20 protein-coding genes are annotated in these 22,494 nt (G+C 61.3%); 16 read left to right on the top strand and 4 right to left on the bottom strand.

The window, feature by feature from the left end; genetic code table 11:
- Window positions 1–166: 166 nt before the first annotated feature.
- Window positions 167–928 carry an IclR family transcriptional regulator gene (locus IC232_RS01750; RefSeq protein ID WP_246812011.1) on the bottom strand — a complete coding sequence of 254 codons (762 nt, stop codon included), beginning with the start codon at window positions 926–928 and terminating at the stop codon, window positions 167–169.
- Between IC232_RS01750 and IC232_RS32190 the strand changes: the two genes are divergently transcribed.
- The 12 genes from IC232_RS32190 to IC232_RS01695 all read left to right on the top strand — a co-directional run bounded on the left by IC232_RS32190 (window position 866) and on the right by IC232_RS01695 (window position 12,078).
- Complete coding sequence (locus IC232_RS32190) at window positions 866–1,003, top strand: hypothetical protein (RefSeq protein ID WP_246812025.1); 138 nt, start codon at window positions 866–868, stop codon at window positions 1,001–1,003. The two genes, IC232_RS01750 and IC232_RS32190, sit on opposite strands and share 63 nt — an antisense overlap.
- 193 nt (window positions 1,004–1,196) lie before the next feature.
- The gene (locus IC232_RS01745; protein WP_190843158.1) at window positions 1,197–2,216 is read left to right on the top strand and encodes a TRAP transporter substrate-binding protein; all 1,020 of its coding nucleotides are present in this window, start codon (window positions 1,197–1,199) and stop codon (window positions 2,214–2,216) included.
- Between the two features lie 113 nt (window positions 2,217–2,329).
- Window positions 2,330–4,201, top strand: a complete 1,872-nt coding sequence (locus IC232_RS01740) for a TRAP transporter large permease subunit (RefSeq protein WP_190843157.1) — start codon at window positions 2,330–2,332, stop codon at window positions 4,199–4,201.
- A 90-nt stretch (window positions 4,202–4,291) separates the two neighbouring features.
- Window positions 4,292–5,461, top strand: coding sequence for an acetyl-CoA acetyltransferase (locus IC232_RS01735; protein WP_190843156.1), 1,170 nt, complete (start codon window positions 4,292–4,294; stop codon window positions 5,459–5,461).
- Entirely contained in the window at window positions 5,458–7,095 is a 1,638-nt protein-coding gene (locus tag IC232_RS01730) for an acyl-CoA synthetase (RefSeq protein ID WP_190843155.1), read from the top strand. Before IC232_RS01735 ends, IC232_RS01730 begins: the two co-directional genes overlap by 4 nt.
- A gap of 55 nt (window positions 7,096–7,150) precedes the next feature.
- Window positions 7,151–7,945, top strand: a complete 795-nt coding sequence (locus IC232_RS01725; RefSeq protein ID WP_190843154.1) for an SDR family NAD(P)-dependent oxidoreductase — start codon at window positions 7,151–7,153, stop codon at window positions 7,943–7,945.
- A gap of 11 nt (window positions 7,946–7,956) precedes the next feature.
- Window positions 7,957–8,499 carry a gamma carbonic anhydrase family protein gene (locus tag IC232_RS01720; RefSeq protein WP_190843153.1) on the top strand — a complete coding sequence of 181 codons (543 nt, stop codon included), beginning with the start codon at window positions 7,957–7,959 and terminating at the stop codon, window positions 8,497–8,499.
- Window positions 8,499–9,053 carry a PPC domain-containing DNA-binding protein gene (locus IC232_RS01715; protein ID WP_190843152.1) on the top strand — a complete coding sequence of 185 codons (555 nt, stop codon included), beginning with the start codon at window positions 8,499–8,501 and terminating at the stop codon, window positions 9,051–9,053. Before IC232_RS01720 ends, IC232_RS01715 begins: the two co-directional genes overlap by 1 nt.
- Window positions 9,046–9,438 (top strand): PPC domain-containing DNA-binding protein, encoded by a 393-nt coding sequence (locus IC232_RS01710; protein ID WP_244610289.1) that lies wholly within the window; start codon window positions 9,046–9,048, stop codon window positions 9,436–9,438. Before IC232_RS01715 ends, IC232_RS01710 begins: the two co-directional genes overlap by 8 nt.
- A 61-nt stretch (window positions 9,439–9,499) precedes the next feature.
- On the top strand, window positions 9,500–10,303 hold the full coding sequence (locus tag IC232_RS01705; RefSeq protein ID WP_190843151.1) for an SDR family NAD(P)-dependent oxidoreductase: 804 nt from the start codon (window positions 9,500–9,502) through the stop codon (window positions 10,301–10,303).
- 12 nt (window positions 10,304–10,315) lie between these two features.
- Entirely contained in the window at window positions 10,316–11,224 is a 909-nt protein-coding gene (locus IC232_RS01700) for an alpha/beta fold hydrolase (protein ID WP_190843150.1), read from the top strand.
- On the top strand, window positions 11,221–12,078 hold the full coding sequence (locus IC232_RS01695) for a PCC domain-containing protein (RefSeq protein WP_190843149.1): 858 nt from the start codon (window positions 11,221–11,223) through the stop codon (window positions 12,076–12,078). Before IC232_RS01700 ends, IC232_RS01695 begins: the two co-directional genes overlap by 4 nt.
- A 196-nt stretch (window positions 12,079–12,274) precedes the next feature.
- Here the strand turns inward: IC232_RS01695 and IC232_RS01690 are convergent, their stop codons facing one another.
- Window positions 12,275–14,137, bottom strand: a complete 1,863-nt coding sequence (locus tag IC232_RS01690; protein WP_409564831.1) for a TRAP transporter large permease subunit — start codon at window positions 14,135–14,137, stop codon at window positions 12,275–12,277.
- Between the two features lie 69 nt (window positions 14,138–14,206).
- A complete protein-coding gene (locus tag IC232_RS01685) occupies window positions 14,207–15,262 on the bottom strand; it encodes a LacI family DNA-binding transcriptional regulator (RefSeq protein ID WP_190843147.1) in 1,056 nt (351 codons plus the stop codon).
- Between the two features lie 105 nt (window positions 15,263–15,367).
- Between IC232_RS01685 and IC232_RS01680 the strand changes: the two genes are divergently transcribed.
- From IC232_RS01680 to IC232_RS01665, 4 genes are all read left to right on the top strand, one after another.
- Window positions 15,368–16,384 carry a TRAP transporter substrate-binding protein gene (locus IC232_RS01680; protein ID WP_190843146.1) on the top strand — a complete coding sequence of 339 codons (1,017 nt, stop codon included), beginning with the start codon at window positions 15,368–15,370 and terminating at the stop codon, window positions 16,382–16,384.
- A gap of 94 nt (window positions 16,385–16,478) precedes the next feature.
- Complete coding sequence (locus IC232_RS01675; protein WP_190843145.1) at window positions 16,479–17,018, top strand: VOC family protein; 540 nt, start codon at window positions 16,479–16,481, stop codon at window positions 17,016–17,018.
- 8 nt (window positions 17,019–17,026) lie between these two features.
- Entirely contained in the window at window positions 17,027–18,292 is a 1,266-nt protein-coding gene (locus IC232_RS01670; RefSeq protein ID WP_190843144.1) for a ribulose-bisphosphate carboxylase large subunit family protein, read from the top strand.
- Between the two features lie 14 nt (window positions 18,293–18,306).
- On the top strand, window positions 18,307–19,593 hold the full coding sequence (locus IC232_RS01665; RefSeq protein WP_190843143.1) for a four-carbon acid sugar kinase family protein: 1,287 nt from the start codon (window positions 18,307–18,309) through the stop codon (window positions 19,591–19,593).
- A gap of 271 nt (window positions 19,594–19,864) precedes the next feature.
- On the opposite strand, the gene IC232_RS01660 is transcribed toward IC232_RS01665, so the two are convergent.
- Window positions 19,865–22,177, bottom strand: a complete 2,313-nt coding sequence (locus IC232_RS01660; protein WP_409564841.1) for a penicillin acylase family protein — start codon at window positions 22,175–22,177, stop codon at window positions 19,865–19,867.
- Window positions 22,178–22,494: the final 317 nt, after the last annotated feature.

Below are 22,494 nucleotides of genomic sequence, written 5' to 3'. Positions count from 1 at the left end.
GAGGCGCAGTTCGTCGCCACCAGCAGGCTGGCTCCGCCATCCTGCCACGCAATGTTTGGATACTCAGGCAGACACCGGCACGGTCTTCACAGTCACCCGCAGGCAGTGGTGCTATGAGGTTTCGAGAGCAAGGGAAGCCGTGGAGCGGGTGCCGGTGTGTCCAAGCTTATCTGGTCTTTTTCCTCGACGGCTTGTCGGTAGTGCCGACCTCGCTCAGGCGCATCTCTATCCAAGTTGCTTCCTTCTTGAGAAGCGAAGCGATCTCTCTCTGGCGGGCTTCGCTCAACCGACTTTCGATCGCAGCAATGGAGAGCGCACCGATAGGTCGGCCATCCACACCACGGATGGGAACGCCGACACCCCAGGAGTTCTGGAGTATCAGGCCCGGATTGAGCGCGTAACCCTTCGCCCGGGTCTCCTGGACGAGCGTGCGGAGTACGGATGGCGAATGGTTGGGATATTTCTCAGCTAAGACTTCCGCGTTCGCGGCCAGGACTTCCTCCACCTCATGGTCCTGCAAGGCAGACAACAGGGCAAGACTTCCGGCTCCTACTCCTAGAGGGTGGCGGTCGCCGGCGTGAAGCGCATGGACCCGGATTGGGTACGGCCCTTCCTCGCGATGGACGCAAATGGAGTAGACGCCTCGAGGGACCGACAGGAAGGCTGTGTCGCCAGTCTCCTGGCTCAGCCGCACGAGAGAACGGAGAGAGATTGGATGTATGCCGAAACGAGCGCTTGCGAGGGTGCCTAGAACGTAGATCTCAGGTCCGATGTAGTAGCGTCGTGTTTCTGGATCCTGGTCGAGAAGGCCTGCTCTTACGAGAGCGAGAAGCATCCGCCGGACAGTAGGCTTGGGAAGATCGCATTGCTCTACAATCTCCGAGAGGCGAGCACCGAACGGCCCCGCTCGACCGACGAGGAGGAGCAGGGTGGCGGCACGGTCAATGCTTTGAGCGCCACCGGCAGCAGCATCGCCGATCACCTGCACGGCCTTCTTGGCTGAAGTGCTCCTTGGGTGTTCCATTATGTGGACCTTTCAGACGCTCCTGACGTGTTGATCAGAGGGGAAACAACAACTGTTTGACAAACCACAATCTACCGTTCTTGTTAGCCTGAGAAAATAAGAAGGTCCATCGGATGGACCCAAAACATCCAAGGAAACGCAAAGGTCCGGTGAGACCTGCCAGGAGGTTTACATGATTATCTCTCGTCGCCGTCTGCTCATTGCCGGCTCAACCGCATTCGCAGGCGGGGTTGTAGGGGCGCCGTTCATCGCACGCGCACAGCAGGCCGAGTTCACGTACAAATACGCCAACAACCTACCCATAACCCATCCGATGAACGTGCGGGCTCAGGAAATGGCCGCGGCGATCAAGGCTGAGACCAATGGCCGTTTTGATCTGCAAATCTTCCCTAGCAGCCAGCTCGGCTCCGATACTGACACGCTCAGCCAGGTACGCTCGGGCGGCGTCGAGTTCTTCACTCTGTCGGGGCTGATCCTGTCAACGCTCGTGCCAGCCGCCTCCATCAACGGGGTAGGCTTCGCCTTCCCGGACTACGCATCAGTCTGGAAGGCCATGGACGGGGACCTGGGCGCTTATGTCCGCCAGCAGATCGCCAAGGTGAACCTCGTTGTCATGGACAAGATCTGGGACAACGGCTTCCGCCAGACCACGTCGTCGACGAAGCCGATCAACACGCCCGACGACCTGAAGGGCTTCAAGATCCGGGTGCCGGTCTCGCCGCTCTGGACGTCCATGTACAAGGCGTTCGAGTCTGCGCCCACCTCGATCAACTTCAACGAGACCTATACCGCTCTTCAGACCAAGGTCGTCGACGGTCAGGAGAACCCGCTGGCGATCATCTCGACGGCGAAGCTGTTCGAGGTGCAGAAACACCTCTCCATGACCAACCACATGTGGGACGGCTTCTGGTTCCTGGGCAATCGGCGCGCATGGGAGCGGCTACCCCAGGATGTCCGCACTATCGTGGCCAAGCATGTCAATGCTGCGGCGGAGAAGGAGCGGGAGGACGTGGCCAAGCTCAATGCAAGCCTCCAGCAGGAGCTTGCCGCGAAGGGCATGGTTATCAACCAGCCCGATCCGGCGCCGTTCCGCGACAAGCTGCGCCAAGCCGGGTTCTATGCCGAATGGAAGGGCAAGTACGGTGACGAGGCTTGGGCAATCCTCGAGAAATCCGTCGGCACCCTGGCGTAGCGCGTCAGTGTCAGCGATCACGCCGCTGCATTAGAGGTCTCAGGGTCGTCCCCTCCGTGGATGACCCTCCCTCCATCGGACGGGATCCCGACAAATCCAAAGGAGCATTGGATATGGCTTCCTCTGCACACGTACTCGCCGCGCCGGAATCATTGCCCGTCGTCGAAGGCGAAGTCCGGCAGGGCTCCCGCCTTCTCAGGCCCTTCGAAATTATCTCGTCGGCGCTGCTCGTGGCCATCATTGTCCTGCTGCTGGCAGGCGTGATCTCCCGGTATGTATTCTCGCTTCCGGTGGTGTGGATCGATGAAGTCGCATCGCTGTGCTTTCTGTGGCTGGCGATGCTCGGGTCCGCGATCGCACTCGACCGCAACGAGCACCTCAGGCTGACGCTGTTCCTCAACATGATGCCGGAACGGGTACAGCGGTTCGTGGAGACCTTCGGACTTCTGGTAATCGTCTCCTTCCTTCTGTCGCTCGTCGCACCGGCCTTCGACTATGCGATGGAGGAGTGGTATATCACCACTGCCGCACTGGAAATCCCGAATACCTTCCGCGCGGCCGCCATTCCTTTCGGCATGATAGCCATGCTGGGGATCGTTCTCGCGTATGCCCTCCGGACTTCAACGTGGCGCGACCTGATCATCTCGGCCCTCGCAATTGCCGTGATCGCCGGCTTGCTGTGGTACTTCTCGCCCTCCCTCGTCAGACTCGGCAATGCCAAGATCGTTCTCTTCCTCGTGGTATTCGTCGCCGCATGCCTCGTCGCCGGCGTTCCCATCGCGTTCTGCTTCGGAATCGGCACGCTGAGCTACCTTGCCTTCGCGACGCAGGTCCCGACCTTCGTCATGATCGGCCGAATGGACGAGGGCATGTCCGGCCTCATCCTGCTGTCGGTTCCGATCTTCGTCTTCCTGGGCTGCATCCTCGATGCCACCGGCATGGGGAAGGCCATCATCGATTTCCTGGCTTCGCTGCTCGGCCATGTCCGCGCTGGCATGTCCTATGTGCTGCTCGGCTCGCTCTTCGTGGTCTCCGGCATTTCCGGCTCCAAGGTCTCCGATATGGCCACAGTCGCTCCTGCACTGTTCCCGGAGATGAAGCGGCGCGGCCACAGCCCGCGGGAGATGATCGCACTGCTCGCGACGGGCGCTGCCATGGCCGACACCGTGCCGCCCAGCATCGTGCTGATCGTGCTCGGCTCGGTCGCGGGCGTTTCCATCGCGGGCCTGTTCACCAGCGGCATCGTTGTCGCCATGGTCCTGCTCGCGGTCCTGGCGATCCTGGCTCGTTGGAAGAGCCGGCACGAAGACATGTCCAAGGTGCGCCGGGCGCCCATCTCTTTGATGGGGCGCACTCTCCTCGTTGCAGCGCCTGCCCTCGTTCTGCCGTTCCTCATCCGCAGCACGGTGGCCGGCGGGGTGGCGACGGCTACCGAGGTGTCGACCATTGCGGTGATCTATGCACTGTTCGTCGGCATCGTCCTCTACGGGGGCATCGGATGGCGCACGTTCTACGCCATGCTCGTGGAAACGGCGGCCCTCACCGGTTCGATCCTGCTGATCCTCGGCACCGCCCTTGCGATGGCGTGGGCAATCACACAGGCGGGCGTTGCCCAGAGCCTCGCGACATTCATGACGGGGCTGCCCGGCGGCTGGCTCTCGTTCATGGCCGTGACCATCGTGGTCTTCCTGATCCTGGGCAGCGTGCTCGAGGGCCTGCCTGCCATCGTGCTCATGGCTCCGCTCATGTTCCCCATCGCGAAGAACCTCGGAATCAACGACATCCACTACGCGATGGTCATCGTGACTGCGATGAACATCGGCCTCATGGCGCCGCCGATCGGGGTAGGTTTCTATCTCGCCTGCAAGATCGGCAACGTCCCGCCGGATGAAGCCATCGGCGCGATTTGGCCCTACCTCGTCGCGCTTCTCGTGGGCCTCATCATCATCGCTACGGTGCCGTGGGTTTCAGTCGGACTCCTCTGATGATCACCGTCGGACGGTCCGTCAGGGCTGCCCGGCCAGGAAACTTACGACAACGCTTTCACACGATCATAGATTGAAGGAATTGCATATATGGCACGTGCTTGCATCGTTGGCTGGGCCCATACGCCCTTCGGCAAACTGGAAGATCCCGATGTCGAAAGCCTGATGGCCAGAGTTTCGGGTGAGGCCCTCGCTCACGCTGGGGTTGGACCTGAGGATGTCGATGGGATTTACGTCGGTGTCATGAACAACGGCTTCTCGAAACAGGGATTCGAGGCCGCTCAGGTTGCGCTCGATCAGCCGGCTCTCGCCCACGTCCCGTCGACCCGTCTGGAGAATGCCTGCGCGACCGGGTCGGCCGCAATCTACACAGCCCTCGACTTCATCGAGAGCGGACGCGGGCGCATCGCTCTCGTCGTCGGAGCCGAGAAGATGACTGCCAAGTCTGTGGTTGAAACCAGCGATATCCTGCTGAGCGCCTCCTACAGGAAGGAAGAGGCCGACATCGATGGCGGCTTCGCCGGGGTGTTTGGCCGGATCGCCCAGAACTACTTCCAGCGCTATGGCGACCGAAGCGAGGAACTTGCTCGCATCTCCGCCAAAAACCACAGGAATGGCGTCGCAAATCCCTATGCGCAGATGCGACGCGACTTCGGTTTTGAGTTCTGTAATGCGGTCTCCGACAAGAACCCCTATGTGGCGGCCCCGCTGCGGCGGACCGACTGCTCACTGATCTCGGATGGAGCAGCTGCGCTCGTCGTGGCCGACGAGGAGACGGCCGAACGGCTCCAGCAGGCAATTGCCTTCCGCACCCGCCAGCATGTCAATGACATTCTGCCCCTATCGCGACGCGACCCGACGGCCTTTGCCGGTGCACGGATGGCATGGGAGAAGGCGCGGGCTCATGCAGGCGTGACACTGGACGACCTCGATCTCGTGGAGACCCATGACTGCTTCACCATCGCCGAGCTCATCGAATACGAGGCGATGGGATTGGCCGCACCAGGCGAGGGCTACCGCATCGTGCGGGAGGGCATCGCCGAGAAAGACGGCCGCCTGCCGATCAATCCATCCGGCGGCCTCAAGTCGAAGGGCCATCCAATCGGCGCCACCGGCGTGTCGATGCATATCATGGCCTGCCTCCAGCTCATGAATCAGGCTGGCGACATGCAGATCCCGGACGCCAAACTCGCGGGCGTCTTCAACATGGGCGGCGCGGCCGTCGCCAACTACGTTTCCATCCTGGAACGGCGCAAATGACGAGTCTCGGTCAAGCTCCCATCGGCGGCGTTGCACCCGTCTCCAAGCGTGTCATGAACCTCTCCCACTTCCTGCGTCAGGTGGCACGGCGGTATGGCGGAGAAATCGGCTTCGTTCGGGGGGAGGATACCTGGACTTGGGCCGACCTCGACCGCCGTGTGGACGCCATGGCGGCGGCGCTGGCCGCCCGGGGCGTGAAAAAGGGCGACCGCATCCTGGTGCAGTCCAAGAACGGCAACCAGATGTTTGAGTCGATGTTCGCCAGCTTCCGGCTTGGTGCGGTCTGGGTGCCAACGAACTACCGTCAAACTCCGGGCGAAGTCGCCTATCTTGCCCGGTCGAGCGGTGCCTCCGCGATGATCTGCCATTGCGACTTCCCGGACCATGTCGCCGCCGCGCGTGAGGCCGCGCCGAATATTCGTTTCGTCATCTCCATCGGGATGTCAGAATTCGGCGAGGATTACGATGCCCTCGTCGCACAGCACTCCGGGCAGACCGTACCGATGGCGTCCGTCGAGCACGACGATCCGTGCTGGTTCTTCTACACGTCGGGCACGACGGGACGTCCCAAGGCCGCCGTTCTCACCCATGGCCAAATGGCCTTCGTGATTACGAACCATCTCTGCGACCTGATGCCAGGCACCACGCATCGGGACGCCTCTCTGGTCCTGGCGCCACTCTCGCACGGGGCAGGCATTCACCAGCTCGTGCAAGTGGCGCGGGGTGTCAAGACTGTCCTGCTCAAGAGCGACCGGTTCGATGCCGACGAGGCCTGGGGACTGGTCGCGCATTGGCGCATCACCAACATGTTCACTGTCCCCACCATCGTAAAGATGCTGACTGAGCATCCTTCGGTGGACGCGCACGATCACTCGTCGCTGCGCTACGTAATCTACGCAGGTGCGCCCATGTACCGGGAGGACCAGAAGCACGCGCTGAAAAAGCTCGGAAAGGTCCTGGTCCAATACTTTGGGCTTGGCGAGGTCACCGGGAACATCACCGTGCTTCCGCCCGCGCTCCACGACACTGAGGATGCGCCCGGCGTAAAGGTGGGCACGTGCGGCTACGAGCGCACGGGGATGCAGGTATCGATCCAGGACGACCAAGGCCGCGAACTCAAGGCAGGCCAGACTGGGGAGATCTGCGTCTGCGGTCCGGCCGTGTTCGCCGGCTACTACGACAACCCGGATGCCAACGCGAAGGCCTTCCGGGACGGTTGGTTCCGGACTGGCGATCTCGGCCACCTCGACGAGGAAGGGTTTCTCTACATCACCGGACGTGCTTCCGACATGTACATCTCCGGCGGCTCGAACGTCTACCCGCGCGAGACGGAGGAGAAAATCCTGACGCACTCGGCCATCGCGGAGGTCGCAATCCTCGGCGTGCCGGACAAGACCTGGGGTGAGGTTGGCGTAGCGGTCTGCGTGCTGCGGCCGAACGCTACGCTCAACGAGCCGGAACTCCTGGCGTGGCTCGAAGGTAAGGTCGCCCGCTACAAGCTTCCAAAGCGGGTGTTCTTCTGGGATGCCCTGCCAAAGTCCGCGTACGGCAAGATCACCAAGAAGGATGTCCGGGCCGAACTCGAAGTGCGCGGCTGCCTGCCTCTCGACCGACCCGCTCAGGCCTCGGCCTGAGCCGAGACGGCATACTTCCTGAAGCACGACTGGCCCTACTGCGGGAGAGGCGGACATGAATCAAGAACAGACGGTACTGGTCACCGGCGGAGCGTCGGGCATCGGCCTTGCGGTCGTCCAAGCGATCCTCGCGGAGGGTTGGCGCGTCGTCGTCGCGGACCTGGATCAGGAAAGCCTCGGTCGATGCCGCGCTTCGCTCGGGGCACCTGACGACCGCGTTCGGTACGAGCAGATGAACGTCGCGCATGAGGACGCTGTTGTGTCCGCGATCGCGCGATGCGAGGCGGAGTTCGGACCCCTGACCGGGGTCGTCAATTCGGCTGGCATCGGGCGCGACGTTCCGGCACTCGACACGAGCGTCGATCTCTTCCGGAAGATGCTGGAGGTCAACCTGATCGGCAGCTTCGTGGTCTCGCGGGAGGCGGCCAGGCACATGCGCGAGCGCGGCGCAGGCTCAATCGTCAACATCGCGTCCGTTTCGGGAGTCATGGGCAACAAGGGACGCGTCGCATATGGCGCCTCCAAGGGAGGCGTGATCACCATGACCAAGGTCATGGCGGTCGAGTTGGCCTCCGTCGGCGTTCGTGTGAACGCGATCGCGCCCGGTCCAATCGAGACGCCGCTCGTGCAGGAGATCCATACACCGGAAGTGCGGGACGCCTGGATGGCAACCGTGCCGCAGCGGCGTTATGGATCCCCGACCGAGATCGCAGGGGCAGCCATTTTTCTCCTCGACAATCGCAAGTCCAGCTACGTGACCGGCCAGACGATCTGCGTCGATGGCGGGTTTACGGCCGCGGGCATCATCGGCAAGCCGTCCGCCGCTTTCGACCCACCTGTCCAGGCATAGAAGGCTCAAACGTGACTCATTTGTTCTCGCTTGCTGAAGCGGCACCTGTCCTTCCCCCGGAGGGCGAATACTGGATTGCCCCCAGTGCCGTTCTGGTCGGCAACGTTCGCCTCAAGCGCGAGGCCAGCATCTGGTTCGGCACGGTGTTGCGAGCCGACGACGACATCATCGAGATCGGCGAACGCAGCAATGTCCAAGACAACTGCGTACTCCATGTCGATCCCGGATTTCCGCTGACGATCGGTGAGGACTGCACGATCGGCCACAAGGTGATGCTGCATGGCTGCACCATCGGCTCAAACACCTTGATCGGCATGAACTCGACCATCCTCAACGGAGCGCGGATCGGCCGGAACTGCCTGATCGGCGCGAACACGCTGATCACCGAGAACAAAGTCATTCCCGACAATTCCCTTGTCATGGGTGTCCCGGGCCGTGTCGTCCGCGAGGTCGATGACGCCGGCGTGCAGAACCTGACCGAGGGTGCGGCTCTCTACGTCAGGCGCTGGCGCCGGTATGTGCGCGAGCTCGCACCTGCCTCGAGAGGTTCCTGATGAAGCGGGTAGTCACGACGCAACTGCCCCGGCCGCGTACCCTGATCCACCCCGGCCGGTTCAACCCAGTCCGCATCCAAAGTCTTCACTCTTCCAAAGGGCGGCATGTCCGACTGGCTCTGTTGCCCGGCGTGAGCCTCTTCGACGGCCTCGTGAAGCCACTGGCGGATATCGGGATCACGTCTGCCTCGACGACAATCCTCGGCGGCTATTTCGAGGGAGTTCAGTATTGCGTTGCACCTCCCGATCAGCAGGGGCGAGCCGTGATCGCCTATTCCAAGCCGATCCCCGCCGGCCGCACGTATATGATCTTCGGCAATGCGACGCTCGGAAAGAGCATCAATGGCTCGCCGCTCGTGCATTGCCATGCTGCGATCCGCACCGAAACCGGTGAGGTCAAGGGTGGTCACATCCTGACGGAAACCTGCATCGTCAGCCGCGATCCGATCCCGGTTCTCGTCACCTCACTCGATGAATTCGAACTCCGGCAGGCCTACGATCCCGAGACGAACATTCCGCTTCTTCAACCATACAAGGAAACGATCAATGGGTGAGATGATCGCAGTCGAGAACGGCTCAATGGGTCGCGTGGCCTACGCCAGGATCGCTCCCAACGAGGATCTCGTCCAAGGCGTGGAGAAGCTGTGTCTTGCCGAAGGTTTCAGAAACGCATTCGTGCGTGGAGCGCTGGGAAGCCTCGTGGATGCCTGCATGGGTACGATCGATGGCAAGTACCTCCAGATTCAGGGTCCCGCTGTGGAAATTGTCAGCCTGGCGGGCGAAGTTCGCTTAGGCGAGGACGGCTCGCTCAGGGCAGCACTCACAGGTGTCGTGGCGGACCCTGAGGGGAATGTCTACGGCGGACCTTTCGTCGCTGGCTTGAACCCGATCTGCATGACGTTTGAGGTCACCCTTGAGGAGTGGCTTCCTGCGAAGTGAACGGCTAGCGCCGTGGCGGTAGCGCCTGCGGCATTGGTCTTGGGAAATGGAGCGGAGATCAATGGCTGATCGTCTGAAGGGCAGGACTGCCATCGTGTTCGGGGCAGGGTCCTCGGGTCCGGGATGGGGAAACGGTAAGGCTGCTGCTGCCGCCTATGCACGGGAAGGGGCTCGCGTCGCCTGCATCGACCTGGTGCAGGAGGCCGCAGAGGAAACCGCATCCATTATTGCAGGTGAAGGCGGCGAGGCCGTAGCCGTTGCGGCCGACGTCACCGACACGGGCTCGGTTGAGAGCGCGGTAGCGCAGGTCGTCGAGCGTCTCGGGGGCATCAGCATCCTGCACAACAACGTCGGCGTCACACATATGGGAGGGCCGGTCGAGCTCAGCGAAGAGCAGTTCGAGGCCGCGCTCAAATTGAACATCGGCCCCATTTACCGCACGGCGAAGGTCGTCATCCCGCACATGCTGCGTCAGGGCGGTGGCGCCATCGTCAACATCTCCTCCCTCGCGGCGATCCGATGGACGGGCTATCCCTATTTCGCCTACTACGCCACCAAGGCGGCGGTGAACCAGGCCACCGTGGCACTCGCCATGCAATATGCCCGCCAGGGCATCCGCGCCAACTGCATCATGCCAGGCCTTATCGACACGCCGCTGATCTATCGCCAGATCTCCGGGCAATACGGCTCTGTGGAGGAGATGGTGGCGGCACGCAACGCGGCCGTTCCGGTCGGCAGGATGGGAACCGCCTGGGACATCGCCAATGCCGCCGTGTTCCTAGCCTCCGATGAGGCGCAGTTCATCACGGGCGTCTGCCTGCCTGTGGACGGTGGGCAGAGTTGCGCCGTTTCCGAGTTCCGTTGACGGAGGAGCCTGATGGCATTTGCAACTACGAGCGACGGCGTGCGGCTCTTCTACGAATCTACCGGAACGGGCACACCCATCGTGTTCGTCCACGAGTTCGGCGGGAATCATTGGAGCTGGGAGCCTCAGGTCGGCTACTTTTCGCGCAGGCACCTTTGCGTCACCTTCTCGGCCCGCGGGTATCCGCCGTCGGGCATTCCCGAGGATGTGGAGAAGTACTCCCAGGCCCGCGCGGCCGATGACATCATCGACATCATGAACGCAGCCGGACTCGACAGCGCCCATATCGTCGGCCTCTCTATGGGGGCTTTCGCCTGCCTCCATGCCGCTCTGCGCTATCCCGATCGCATTCGGTCCGCCGTCATCGCGGGAGCGGGATATGGCTCGGAGAGGGAGCATCAGGAGTTTTTCCGCCGCAATTCCGAGCAGGTGGCGCGAAGCTTCGAAGAGCGTGGCGCGCGGGCGTTTGCTCCGGTCTACGGGGAGAGCGCCTCGAGGGTGCAGTTTCAGGAGAAGGACCCACGGGGCTGGCAGCTCTTTGTAGAGCGGATGGCGCAGCATTCCGACAAGGGTGCCGCCAATACCATGCGCGGCGTGCAGATGCGGCGGGCGTCGCTCTATGACCTAGAGGCCGAGTTGGCGGCTCTTGAGGTGCCGCTACTCATCGTGGTCGGCGACGAGGACGATCACTCGATCCAACCGGGCATCTTCCTGAAGCGGACGATCCCACGTTCCGGTCTGGCCATGCTTCCCAAATCCGGTCACACCCTGAATCTTGAAGAGCCGGCCCTGTTCAACCAACTTATGACGGAATTCGTCACACGGGTGGAGGCGGGGCGCTGGGGAGCGCGGGACCCGCGAGCCGACCCGAACCAGATCATGCGGACCGACTCAGGGCTGCGGGAGGAGGGCCGATCATGAGACGCATCGATCATCCGGGGCCGGTTGCTGCGGAACGTTTTGCCGCCGTGACGGGCGAGGCGGTGCCGATCCGTTTTGTGCTGGAGCCCGGTCTGACAATCGACGAGGCAGTTGCGGCAGGAATGAGGGGGAGTGGCTGCATCGGCGGATTCGTGGAATTCCGGGGCGGCCGCTGCGAACCGTTCCGATATGTGATGCCTGCCGCATCATCCGATCCACGCTATGTGGCTTGGTACAGTGAGACCTTCGAACCGGACGGGCCTGTGAATGTGACGCGCGCCTGCGCGATCGTCGGCGTACGGGACGGAAAGACCTTTCTCCATTGCCACGGTCTCTGGGACACGAGGGAGGGGCCGCGGATGGGCCACATGCTTGCTCCCTTGTCCAGAGTCGCGGAGCCCATTAAGGTGGAGGGAATCGGGTTCAGGGATGCGACCTTCGAGGCCATGTCCGACAAGGAGACGAACTTCACCCTCTTCGAACCGGTTCAAAATTCTGGAAAGGTCTCCACGAAGACAGGCAGGCAAGTGCTGCTTGCAAAAGTGCGTCCCAATCGGGACATCAGCCTTGCCATCGAAGAGATCTGCATACGCCAGGGAATAGCAAGAGCGAATATCTACGGGATTGGTAGTTTGAATGGCGTGCGCTTCGTCGACGGAACGCGGGTGGACTCACATGCCACCGAGGTCCAGATCCGCGACGGCCACTTCACGAGTGAGGACGGGCACGGGCAGGCACGGCTAAACCTTGATGTCGTCGACATGGACGGAGCGATCGCCTCTGGAGAAATCGTTCGTGGTGATAATCCTGTATGCATCACCTTCGAGCTTGTGATTGAGGAGACCGGGCGGTGAAACAGCTATTGGTGCTTCGACTCCTCGATTCTGTAAACTCTCGAAAATAACAACTTCTCTTGCTTGCAATGCGAGCAACGAGAATTGCTCAATATGCGAAGATCTTCGGAGTTCGGTCCGGAGCGGACCTCTCATAGATATCTGCGCTAACATGCTGCTGCCATGTGGCAGCAGCATGCAGCCTTTGCATAGAACCTTAAAGGTAAGCTGTCGACAGCGCCGGGATCATAGCGATGACAAGGAGCCCAACGAAGAGCGCGCCAATGTAGGGCCAGATGGCGCCCATCGCTTCATCCGGCGAGACGTTGCCAATTTTGCAGGCGATATAGAACCCGATGCCGATGGGCGGCGCCATCAGGCCGACATTCATGGCCGTCACTACCACCATCGAATAGTGGATATCGTTGATCCCGAGAGTCTTTGCGATCGGGAACATGATGGGTGCCATCAAGACAATGGCCGGCAGCCCCTCCAATACGCAGCCGAGCACCATGAAGACTGCAATCGTCACGAGCATGTAGGTGACCCAGCCCCCCGGAAGATCAGTGACCAGTGCGGCCATCTTGAAGGCGAAGCCGGTCTGGGTCAGTGCCCAGGCCATGGCAGAGGCCGTGCCCAGGATAATCAGAATGGCGCCCGAGAGAGCTGCTGTCTCGACCAGCATGTCATAGATCTTGCTGGGGCGGATTCCACCATAGAGGACCATGCCGATGATGAGAGCGTAAAGCACGGCAATGGTTGAGACTTCGGTGGCCGTTGCCACGCCGCCGCCGACTGCGCTGCGGATCAGGAAAGGCAGGACCAAGGCCGGAGCGGCCACCGCCAGCGCCTTGCCAATCACCCGAAGGGGAGCCCGGCGGATCCCTTCCATGACTTCGCCCCGCGCCTTCCAGCGTGCGAGGATGGCGAGCACCACGAGCAACACCATGGCGATGACGAAGCCGCTCGTGAATAGTCCGGCGATCGACACGCCCGCGACCGAGCCGAGCACGATCAGCACGATCGAAGGCGGCACCGTGTCGGCCATGGCCGCACCGGTCGCGAGGAGCGCGATCATCTCCTTGGGCTTGTGCCCGCGCCGCTTCATTTCCGGAAACAGCGCCGGAGCGACCGTGGCCATGTCCGAGACCTTGGAGCCGGAGATGCCGGAGACCAAGAACAGTGAGCCGAGCAGCACATAGGACATGCCGGCCTTCACGTGCCCGAGCAGGGAGGCGAGGAACTCGACGATAGCCCGGCCCATGCCGGTGGCGTCCAGGATGCAGCCGAGGAGCACGAAGATCGGCACCGACAGCAGAATCAGGCTCGACATGCCCTCGTCAATTCGACCGATCATCACCATGGTCGGGACCGAGCTGGTAAAGGTCAGAAAGGTGAGTGCACCGAGACCGAAGCAGAAAGCAATCGGCACACCAATGGCGAGGAAGAAGGCAACGAAGCCCACGAGGAAGATGAGGATGTTGATATAGCCGAGCGAGGGCAGGGACGGGGAGGCAAGCCATAGCAGAGCGCCTGCAACTGCGATGACAGACGCCGCCAGCGCGATTTCAACTGCCTTGGCAGCACGCACCGTCTCCCTGAGTGCCAGGAGCGCCATCAGGCCGATCCCGACCGGAAGAGCGGCCACGCGCCAGCTCATGGGAATATTGAGCGCTGCCGAAGTGATGTATGATTCCTCGATGACGTACTCGATGGCAGGCCACAACATGCCCATCAGAAAGACCGCAACGAGAAGCGGCCCAAGCGCGCCGAAGAAGCCACGCAGCTTTTCTGGGAGCATATGAAGGAAGAGGGTCAGACGGAGGTGCTCATTGCGATCGATAGCAATGACTGCACCAAGCATTGCGAGCCAGAGGAAGCAGAAAGCGGCCGCCTCATCGATCCAGACGATGGGGAGCGAAAGGACATAGCGCGAGGTGACGCCCATCAGGAGGAGGCCGATGATCACCACCAGGATGACGGAAGCTATCATCTCAATGGGCTTAAGGAGCGCTGAGCCGCTTTTCAGACCGGTCGGCATGTCCTCGATTTCACCGACGCCGATGCTTTCTGTTGCCATCGTCATTGTCTCCTCCGTCGCTCTTGTCTCTATCTGGTTATTGTTATTCAACGTTGTGGGTGCTCGCCGTCAGGGCAGGTTCTCCCTGAAGACGACTTCGACGCGCATCGGGTTAGGCTGCTTGCTGGGCTTGTGCCCCTCCCGCAGGTCGCGGAACAGGGCAGCGCATTTGGCGATGGTGTCCTCGGCGCTTTGGGTAATCACGGCATCCATTGTTCCATCGAGCAGGAACTCGCGCGTATCGCTGGTCAGCCCGTGGCCGACGAAGACCACGTCCTTCTCGCGCCGTGCATCCTTGAGCGCGCGGCCGATGCCGGAAGCGCCACCACCGATATTATAGATCCCGTCCAGATCAGGATGGTGGGAGAGAAGCGCCCGCATCTGCCGGTAGTTGAGCGCCTCGTCGTCATGTCCTTCGCGCAGGCCGACCACTTCAATGTCAGGATAGAGTTCCTGCAGGATGTCGAGGAAGCCCATCTCGCGCTCCCCATGAGCGCGGTAGCTGAGACTGCCGGCGATCATGGCAACTTTGGCCGGCCGTTTAGCGATGAAGCGTGCAAGAAGATAGCCTGCCATGCGCCCTGCAGCCCGATTGTCGAGGCCGAAATAGGCCGTTCTCGTCGGACTGGCGACATCGGAGATCAAAGTCACCACAGGCTTCCCTGCGGCGGTGATGCGATTGACGGCCTCACGCACCACCGGATGCTCAATCGCCATGAAGGCTATTCCGTCCGCATGCTTGGCATGGCGGTGCAGCGTCTTCGCGAGCAGGTCCGGATTGAAGCTGTCGATATACTCGACTGTGGGCTTGATCGAGAAGCGCTCCAGTTGTGGCGCCATCTCGCTGATCATGCGGCCGAGCATGGTGATGTAACGGTTCGTGCCCTGGGGAAGAATGAACGAAATCTGCGCGAGCGGCCGCACGTCACGGATCCGCTCGTCGCTCTCGTCCACATAGCCGAGTTCAGCGGCGGCTTTCATGACCCGCTTGACAGTCGCCGCCTTGACGCCCTGTCGGCCGTTCAGAACCCGGTCGACGGTGGCGGTGGACACATCGGCCAGGCGCGCGATGTCCACGATGGTGACGCGCCGGCTGAAGGACGGAAGATCAACAAGAACACTCATGTTGTTACATCAAAAAACATCAAAATTATGATTTGACCACATCATATGTATGACGGATTTTTTCATCCGGAAAGAGCAAAACATCTTTTCGGGAGAAATGACGCCATGACCATCAGCCGAAGGACGCTTCTCAAAGGCATCGGAGCTGCTCCGGCCGCCGTTAGCCTCTTCTCAATTCCACGCTATGCTCATGCCGCAGAAATTACGCTGCGCTATGGCAACAACCTGCCGCTCAGCCATCCTCTGAACATCCGGGCCAAGGAAGCTGCCGACCGGATCGCCAAGGAGACGAACGGGCGCGTCGAGATGCTGATATTCCCGGCTAACCAGCTTGGCGGCGATACGGATATGCTCTCCCAGGTGCGCAATGGCGCTCTGACCTTCTTCACCCCTTCGGCGCTGGTGATCGCGACCCTTGTTCCGGTCGCGGCGATCAACGCTGTGGGCTTCGCGTTCAAAGACTACAACCAGGTCTGGGCTGCCATGGATGGCCCCGTTGGAGCCTTCGTACGCAAGGCGATTGCCGATTCCCGATTGCACGCGTTGGAAACCATGTGGGACAACGGCTTCCGCCAGATGACCACGAGCGGTGCACAGATCCAGGGCGCCGACTCGATGAAGGGGCTAAAGATTCGGGTTCCGGTGAGCCCGATCAGCATCTCGATGTTCTCCGGTCTCGGCGCTGCGCCGGCCAGCCTGCAGTTCAGCGAGGTTTACACCGCTCTCCAGACCAAAGTGGTCGACGCACAGGAGAACCCGCTACCGATCATCCAGGTGGCGAAGCTCTATGAGGTGCAATCCTCCTGCGCGCTCTCCAACCATATCTGGGACGGCTACTGGTTCATCGCCAACGGGCGCCAGTGGGCGGGGATGCCGGGAGACGTGCAGGAGATCGTATCCCGTGCCATCAACGAGGCAGGATTGAAGCAGCGGCAAGACATCAAGACTCTCAACGAATCCGTGCAGGCCGACCTCCAGAGCAAGGGGCTGTCGTTCAATCAGTGCGACACGGAAAGCTTCCGTGCGAAACTGCGCGAAGCCGGCTTCTACAAGGAATGGAAGCAGAAGTTCGGCCCAGAAGCCTGGGGCCATCTTGAGAGCGTCGTCGGAACGCTCGCCTGACGAGTGCCGTGCGATCCGACGGAAAGCATCGGATCTTCATCTTCCTTCGGCGCGGATGAGAAAGCCGCGCCCTCATCAGATATGCAGGTAAGATATGAGCCGATTTCTCGGAGAGATCAGGCAGGCCGGCTATGTTGTCGACGACATCGAGGCCGCCATGGATTATTGGTCGCGCGTTCTCGGCGTAGGACCGTTCTTCTATAAAGAACAGGTTCCGATCGAGAACTACATGTACCGTGGCGAGAGTTATCGGCCGCACAATTCCGTGGCGCTCGCCAATTCCGGTCCGCTCCAGGTCGAACTCATTCAGACACGCAACGATGCGCCATCCATGTACCGCGACTTCAAGCAAGCCGGTCACAGAGGCCTGCAGCATGTGGCCTACTGGACGGAGAGTTATGATTCCGATCTGGAGCGGCTGATGAAGCAGGGTTTTGCTCCCGTAATGAGCGGTGAAGTCGGCGAGCGCGGACGCTTCGTCTATTTCGACACGGAGTACCATCCAGGCACCGTCATCGAGCTGTCGGAAGTCGCCGGGCCGAAGGGCAAAATGTTTCAGCTGATCAGGGAGGCCTCCGAAGGTTGGGACGGACACGATCCGGTCCGGCCGTTCCCTGACCTTTCCCAGCTCTGAGGTCACTCATGGCGGATGCACATTACGAAGCGACCTATCTCGTCGAAACGCCCCTGCCGCTCGAGGCAGTGGCCGAGGTGATGGCGGGTGAACAATCCTGCGGAACCTTCACCCGAGTCGAGGGCGAGACCGACGAACTGCGCGAGCGGGCCCGTGCTCATGTCATCGCAATCCGGGATCTGGGTGATGTCGCACAGCCCTCCGTCCGCAGCTCCTGGCTTGACCGCAAAGGCCAATTGGCTCCCTCGCGCCGTGGCGAGGTGGTCGTGCGATTCCCGGTCGCGAATGTCGGAGTAAACTTGTCGACGCTTGCCGCGACTGTGGCCGGCAACCTCTTCGATCTCGGTGAGGTGACCGGCCTGCGGCTCGAAGCCCTCAAGCTGCCCAGCGACTATCGGAAACAATTTTCTCTGCCGCAGCATGGCGTTGCAGGAACACGACGCCTGACCGGTGCCGCGCATGGCGCACTGATCGGATCAATCATCAAACCGAATGTCGGGCTCCGCTCCGAGGAGATTGCGTCGCTGGTGGAGCGTCTGTGCGTCGCCGGACTCGATTTTATCAAGGATGATGAGATTGCAGCCAATCCAGTCCACGCGCCCCTGTCGACCCGCATTCCAGCTGTCATGGCCGCTGTGCGTCGCCACCAGGATCGAACCGGCAAGCATGTCATGGTGGCCTTCAACATCACCGACGAGACGGATGCCATGAGACGACATGCGGATCTGGTGGTGCAGGAGGGAGGAACCTGCGTCATGGCCAGTCTGAACTGGTGCGGGTTCTCAGGCATCGAGACTCTCCGGCGTAGTACCGATATGGTGATCCACGGCCATCGCAACGGCTACGGCGCATTCTCGCGCCATCCTGCGCTCGGCATCGGCTTTCAATCTTACCAGACGCTCTGGCGCCTCGCCGGCGTTGACCACATGCATGTGCACGGCCTAGGGGGTAAGTTCGCGCAAGCCGATGATGAGGTGGTGGAGAGCGCGAAGGATTGCTTGACATCACTCTGTGAGGTGGATGATCGAGTCATGCCGGCTTTCTCCTCTGGCCAGTGGGCGGGAACGGTTGAGCAGACCTATCGGGCCGTGAACACGTCTGATCTTCTCTTTATGGCCGGCGGTGGTGTCATGGCTCATCCAGGCGGCCCGGCGGAAGGCGTCGCGAGCATACGTGAGGCCTGGCGGGCTGTGGAGGCTGGCGAAAGCGTTGAGAGCGCACGTATCGAGCATCGCGCACTTGCGGATGCGTTCGGCTTCTTCTCAAAGCATTAGATGATGGAGTTGCCATGACACCGTCCTACGGGTGGTATGGGGACGATTTCACCGGTGCGACGGATACGCTCGCGACAGTGGCACGCCTCGGCCGTCGAGCCTTTCTCTTCCTGCGGGTTCCGGAGCCGCAGCAGCTGGCACGCGTCGGAGACCTTGACGCCGTTGGAATTGCGGGTGCGGCTCGCACGATGTCACCTGATGAGATGCGCGCCGAACTCGCGTCCGTCGGTGCCTTCTTCCGTGATCTCGGCGTCCGCGTGCTGCATTACAAGTGCTGTTCGACCTTCGACAGCGCATCGACGCGTGGAAACATCGCGGTGGCGACTGCGATCCTTCACAAGTATGTGGCGCACGAAACCGCTGCCATCATTGGCGGTCAACCATCCCTCGGTCGATACTGCGCATTCTCCAATCTGTTTGCGTCATTCGGCGCCGAGGGAGACGTTTTTCGGCTCGACCGTCACCCGACCATGAGCCGGCATCCTGCGACGCCCATGACTGAAGCCGATCTACGGCAACATCTCGCCACTCTCGGCATGCGGGACATAGCAGCAATTCACTGGCCTGTTCTGGCCGCTAGCCCAGAAATCATCGCCGGCGAATGGCAGCGTCTGTCAAAGTCGGCATCCACAATTCTGCTCGATGCGCTCGATACAAGGCATGTCGACGCCATTGGTCGTTTGCTTCAGACGGAAAGTCGGCGGCATTCTCTGTTGGCGGTGGGACCGAGCAGCGTCGCCCAAGCATTCTTCGCGAAGGCCGAAGTGCAGGCGGAGTCACCGTTGAGGTCCATCGATGGGCCTGTACTTGCCTTTGTAGGAAGCCTTTCGCCCACGACGAGAGTTCAGGTGGCGGCCGCGCGATCCTACACACGTCTGGCCGTGGATCCCGACAGTCTTCTTTCGAGTTCTGAGGCTCGAGGACAGATCATCAAGGAAGCCGCGGCTGCGTTGGCTCAGGGTGAACATGTCATGCTCTCGACGGCTCCTGAGGCAGGCGATGTTCCTCATTCCGCAACGGCCGATCTCGCAACCGCGAGCGCCTCCCTGGTCGATGAGGTTCTTAAACGTCATCCTGTTCGGCGGCTGGCTGTTGCCGGCGGTGATACATCGAGCCGCATCGTCGGTCATCTCGGCTACTGGGGTCTGGAATATCATAGCCAGATCAGCAATGGAGTTGCGGTCAGCCTAGCGCGGAGCGACGACCCATCCCGTGATGGGACGCTTGTGATGCTCAAAGGTGGCCAGATGGGCCACGAGGATTTGTTCGAGACATTCCTGGGCGATGAAGCTGGTCCGTGAGCAAGTGGGCTCGATCTCACCTCTCAGCAGGTGGAAGATAGAAGGTCTGCAACTGCCACATCCCGTAAGAAACGCTTTGGTCTGCTCATGTCGCGGTGAGCGGACCTTCATTTCATCTGCTGTTCGTTACTCTTTGACCCGGAGAGGACTTTCCGACCCGACAGCAGGGCTGAAGCAGCAGTGTCATTCGGACGGCTCGTCGTACCGACAATTGCGTTCGTAAGGATGCGATGAGCCTGGCTGACCTGCGCCGGGCAGCCAGGCTTCAGGTCTATCGCGCCGGTGTCAGCCTGATTGCCTCGCGAGCTGCACGTTCAACTGCCTCGCGCGAGTAGGCGAGCGGGACGTACTCGCCAGCTGCCCACACCGGGGCGAGGTCGCGGTAATGGGCGCTGAAGGGATCGCCCGATTGGCCGGGAGTGTTGACGGTCACGCTCTGATCCCAATTCCCAACATCCAGCACCATGCGGAAAGAGGCACCGGACGTCACCCGGAAGTCCGACTGGCGGTACGATGCCGCGAACGGGCTGAATGCAGACCCGCCTTTGGCAAGCCGGCCAACCGTCATCTGTGCCCTGGTCGCATCGTCCGCGAGAGGGGCGAGCGCATGCTCGAACTGAGCATGATGGAGCTTGCCCCAAGCCCAGCTTGAGGCATCCGGTCCGAGGAGCTGACGCACCTCGTCCACAGCGCCCTTCAGGCTCTCGAGCAGGATGGCGTCGCGGGTGGCCTTCGGATCAGGGCCCAGTGCGCTGTCAGGGTTCTCCAGGTAGGTGATGACGGCGTTGATGTCCGGAGTACCAAGGGCTGCCCGCGCCGGCTCGGGAATGGCCCTTGCCACGAGCGCCCGCCCCAGATGCTTGGTCATCCACACCTCGAACAAAGCAGCGCCAGCGCTGTTGGCCGATGTGCGATGATTCCACTCCTGGAGCAAATTCAGGCCCTCGCCCACCGCAGCGTCACTGGTATTCAGTGGCTGAAGTAAGCTGATCAGTCGCCGTCCGTTGACCGAATAATCGTCGGTCTGGAGGTCCATCGAGTCCGCCAACGTGATCTTCTCCTTCGACGAGAGGACTTCCTTGATACGGGTGATCCGCGAGGGGTCTGACCACTCGAAGCCAACCTTGCGCTCAGCAACCGGGTATCCGGCAGGGATGTTCATCTCGTTCGCGGTGGCAAACCACCCCGACTCCGGATTGAAGACCTGAGGCAGTTCCTCGCCTTTTAGAAAGCCAGACCATTCATAGCGGCCGTCCCCAGGAACAGGCATCAGCCCGTCCCAGTTCGGGCGCAGGGGCGAGCGTCCACCCACGATCCAGCCGATGTTACCGGACGTGTCGGCATAGACTTGGTTCTCGGACGGCGCGCCCCAGTTCGCCATCGCCTTCTTGAAGCCGTTCCAATCCTTGGCGGTCATGTACTCGGCGGAGTTGAAGTAGGCTGAAGTTCCCGGCTCGAACCAGACCGTCCGCATAGCAAAGGCCCGTCGTTGGGCCGGCTCGGCGTGGAGGATCGGACCGTGCCGGGTGAACCGCAGGTCAACTTCACGCGGTCTTTCTCCCTTCACCTCAATCATCTCGCGAACGACTCGCATGTCCTCCCAGCCGTCGCGGTAACGGTACTGGTTTAGGTTCTGCGGATTGGTCTCGTAGACGAAGAGATCCTCCTGATCGATAGCAAAGATCGTCAGGCCAAAGGCGATATGACCGTTGTGACCGATGGATATGCCAGGAAGAGCCGGTTCACCGGCTCCGATCACCGATAGGCCGGGAGCGTTGAGGTGCACGATGTAGCGTAGGGACGGGACCCCATGTGCACGGTGTGGATCATTCGCTAGGATCGGACGGCCGGTGGCTGTGCGGCTTGGCGCAATGGTCCAATTGTTCGATCCAACATCTGTCACCCGGTCAAGCGAGGTGCGCTGCTGGCCTGGACGAGCGAAGGTGACTTCGCGAGTGGCCAAGTTATAGTCGCTCAGCACCTCCCGCGGGATGGAGCAGGGATCGAGCCCCTCAGGGATCCTGTTCGTCCACTGTGGCTCTAGGATACGCCGGAACCGGTCCGTCTCAAGGCCGGCCGCGCAGGCGACCCGTGCCCGAGCGACCTCCGACTCAACGTTGCGGGTGAGGCCGTGGCTTCGGATCCGCACGACGTCCTCAGGGCTCCAGCGGTCGGGCATTGTGCCGGCGACCCTGAACTCGACCGGCATGGGCCTCCGGCCACTGCGCACCTCTTCGACGAATGCATTGACCCCCGCCACGAAGGCCTCGGTATAGTTCTTCGCATCGGGCCCGTAGGCAGCCCATTCCCTGTCCATGTCTCCCCGGTAGAGGAACATACGGGTGGCTCGGTCTTGCGCAACATAGGTTGGGCCGAAATCTCTCGCGAGCAGGCCGAGGCCGCGCTTGCGCCAGAGGTCGATTTGCCAAAGCCGGTCGCGGGCGGCGTTGTAGCCCTGCAGGAAAATCGCATCGCGGGTACTGCCAGCGTAAATGTGCGGAATGCCCCATTGGTCGATGATGAGTTCAGCAGGCTGCTGCAGGCCAGCGACCTCATGGCTACCCTGCCGTACCGCGGTTGACATGTCGGCCAAGGCCGATGAGGCAAGCAGAATGGTAGAGAGGGTTGTGAGGATGGCGACTGACCGGCTACTCAACTTGGATGCCAAAATTGAAGTCATTTTTATCCTCCCTTTGGGCGGGGAAAGAGTCTAGCGCCGGCATAAGGCAGACAGATGGCGTAGAGTGAGCCTTTGAGCCGCGTTGGCCTACCGGGCAAGGAATTAGGAGGTATTCTGAGCCCATATTCCTGAGTTACCTGCTGTTGCCTTGGAACTCTGCTCCCGGGTTCGCTGACTGACCCGTTGCGGACCTCCTCTCGTCAGGCTCTCGGCCGCAAAGT

Source organism: Microvirga sp. (genome assembly GCF_014699075.1).
Classification (GTDB): Bacteria; Pseudomonadota; Alphaproteobacteria; order Rhizobiales; family Beijerinckiaceae; genus Microvirga.
Note: the sequence above shows the minus strand (reverse complement) of the source record. Positions and strands in the feature narration are given on the sequence as shown.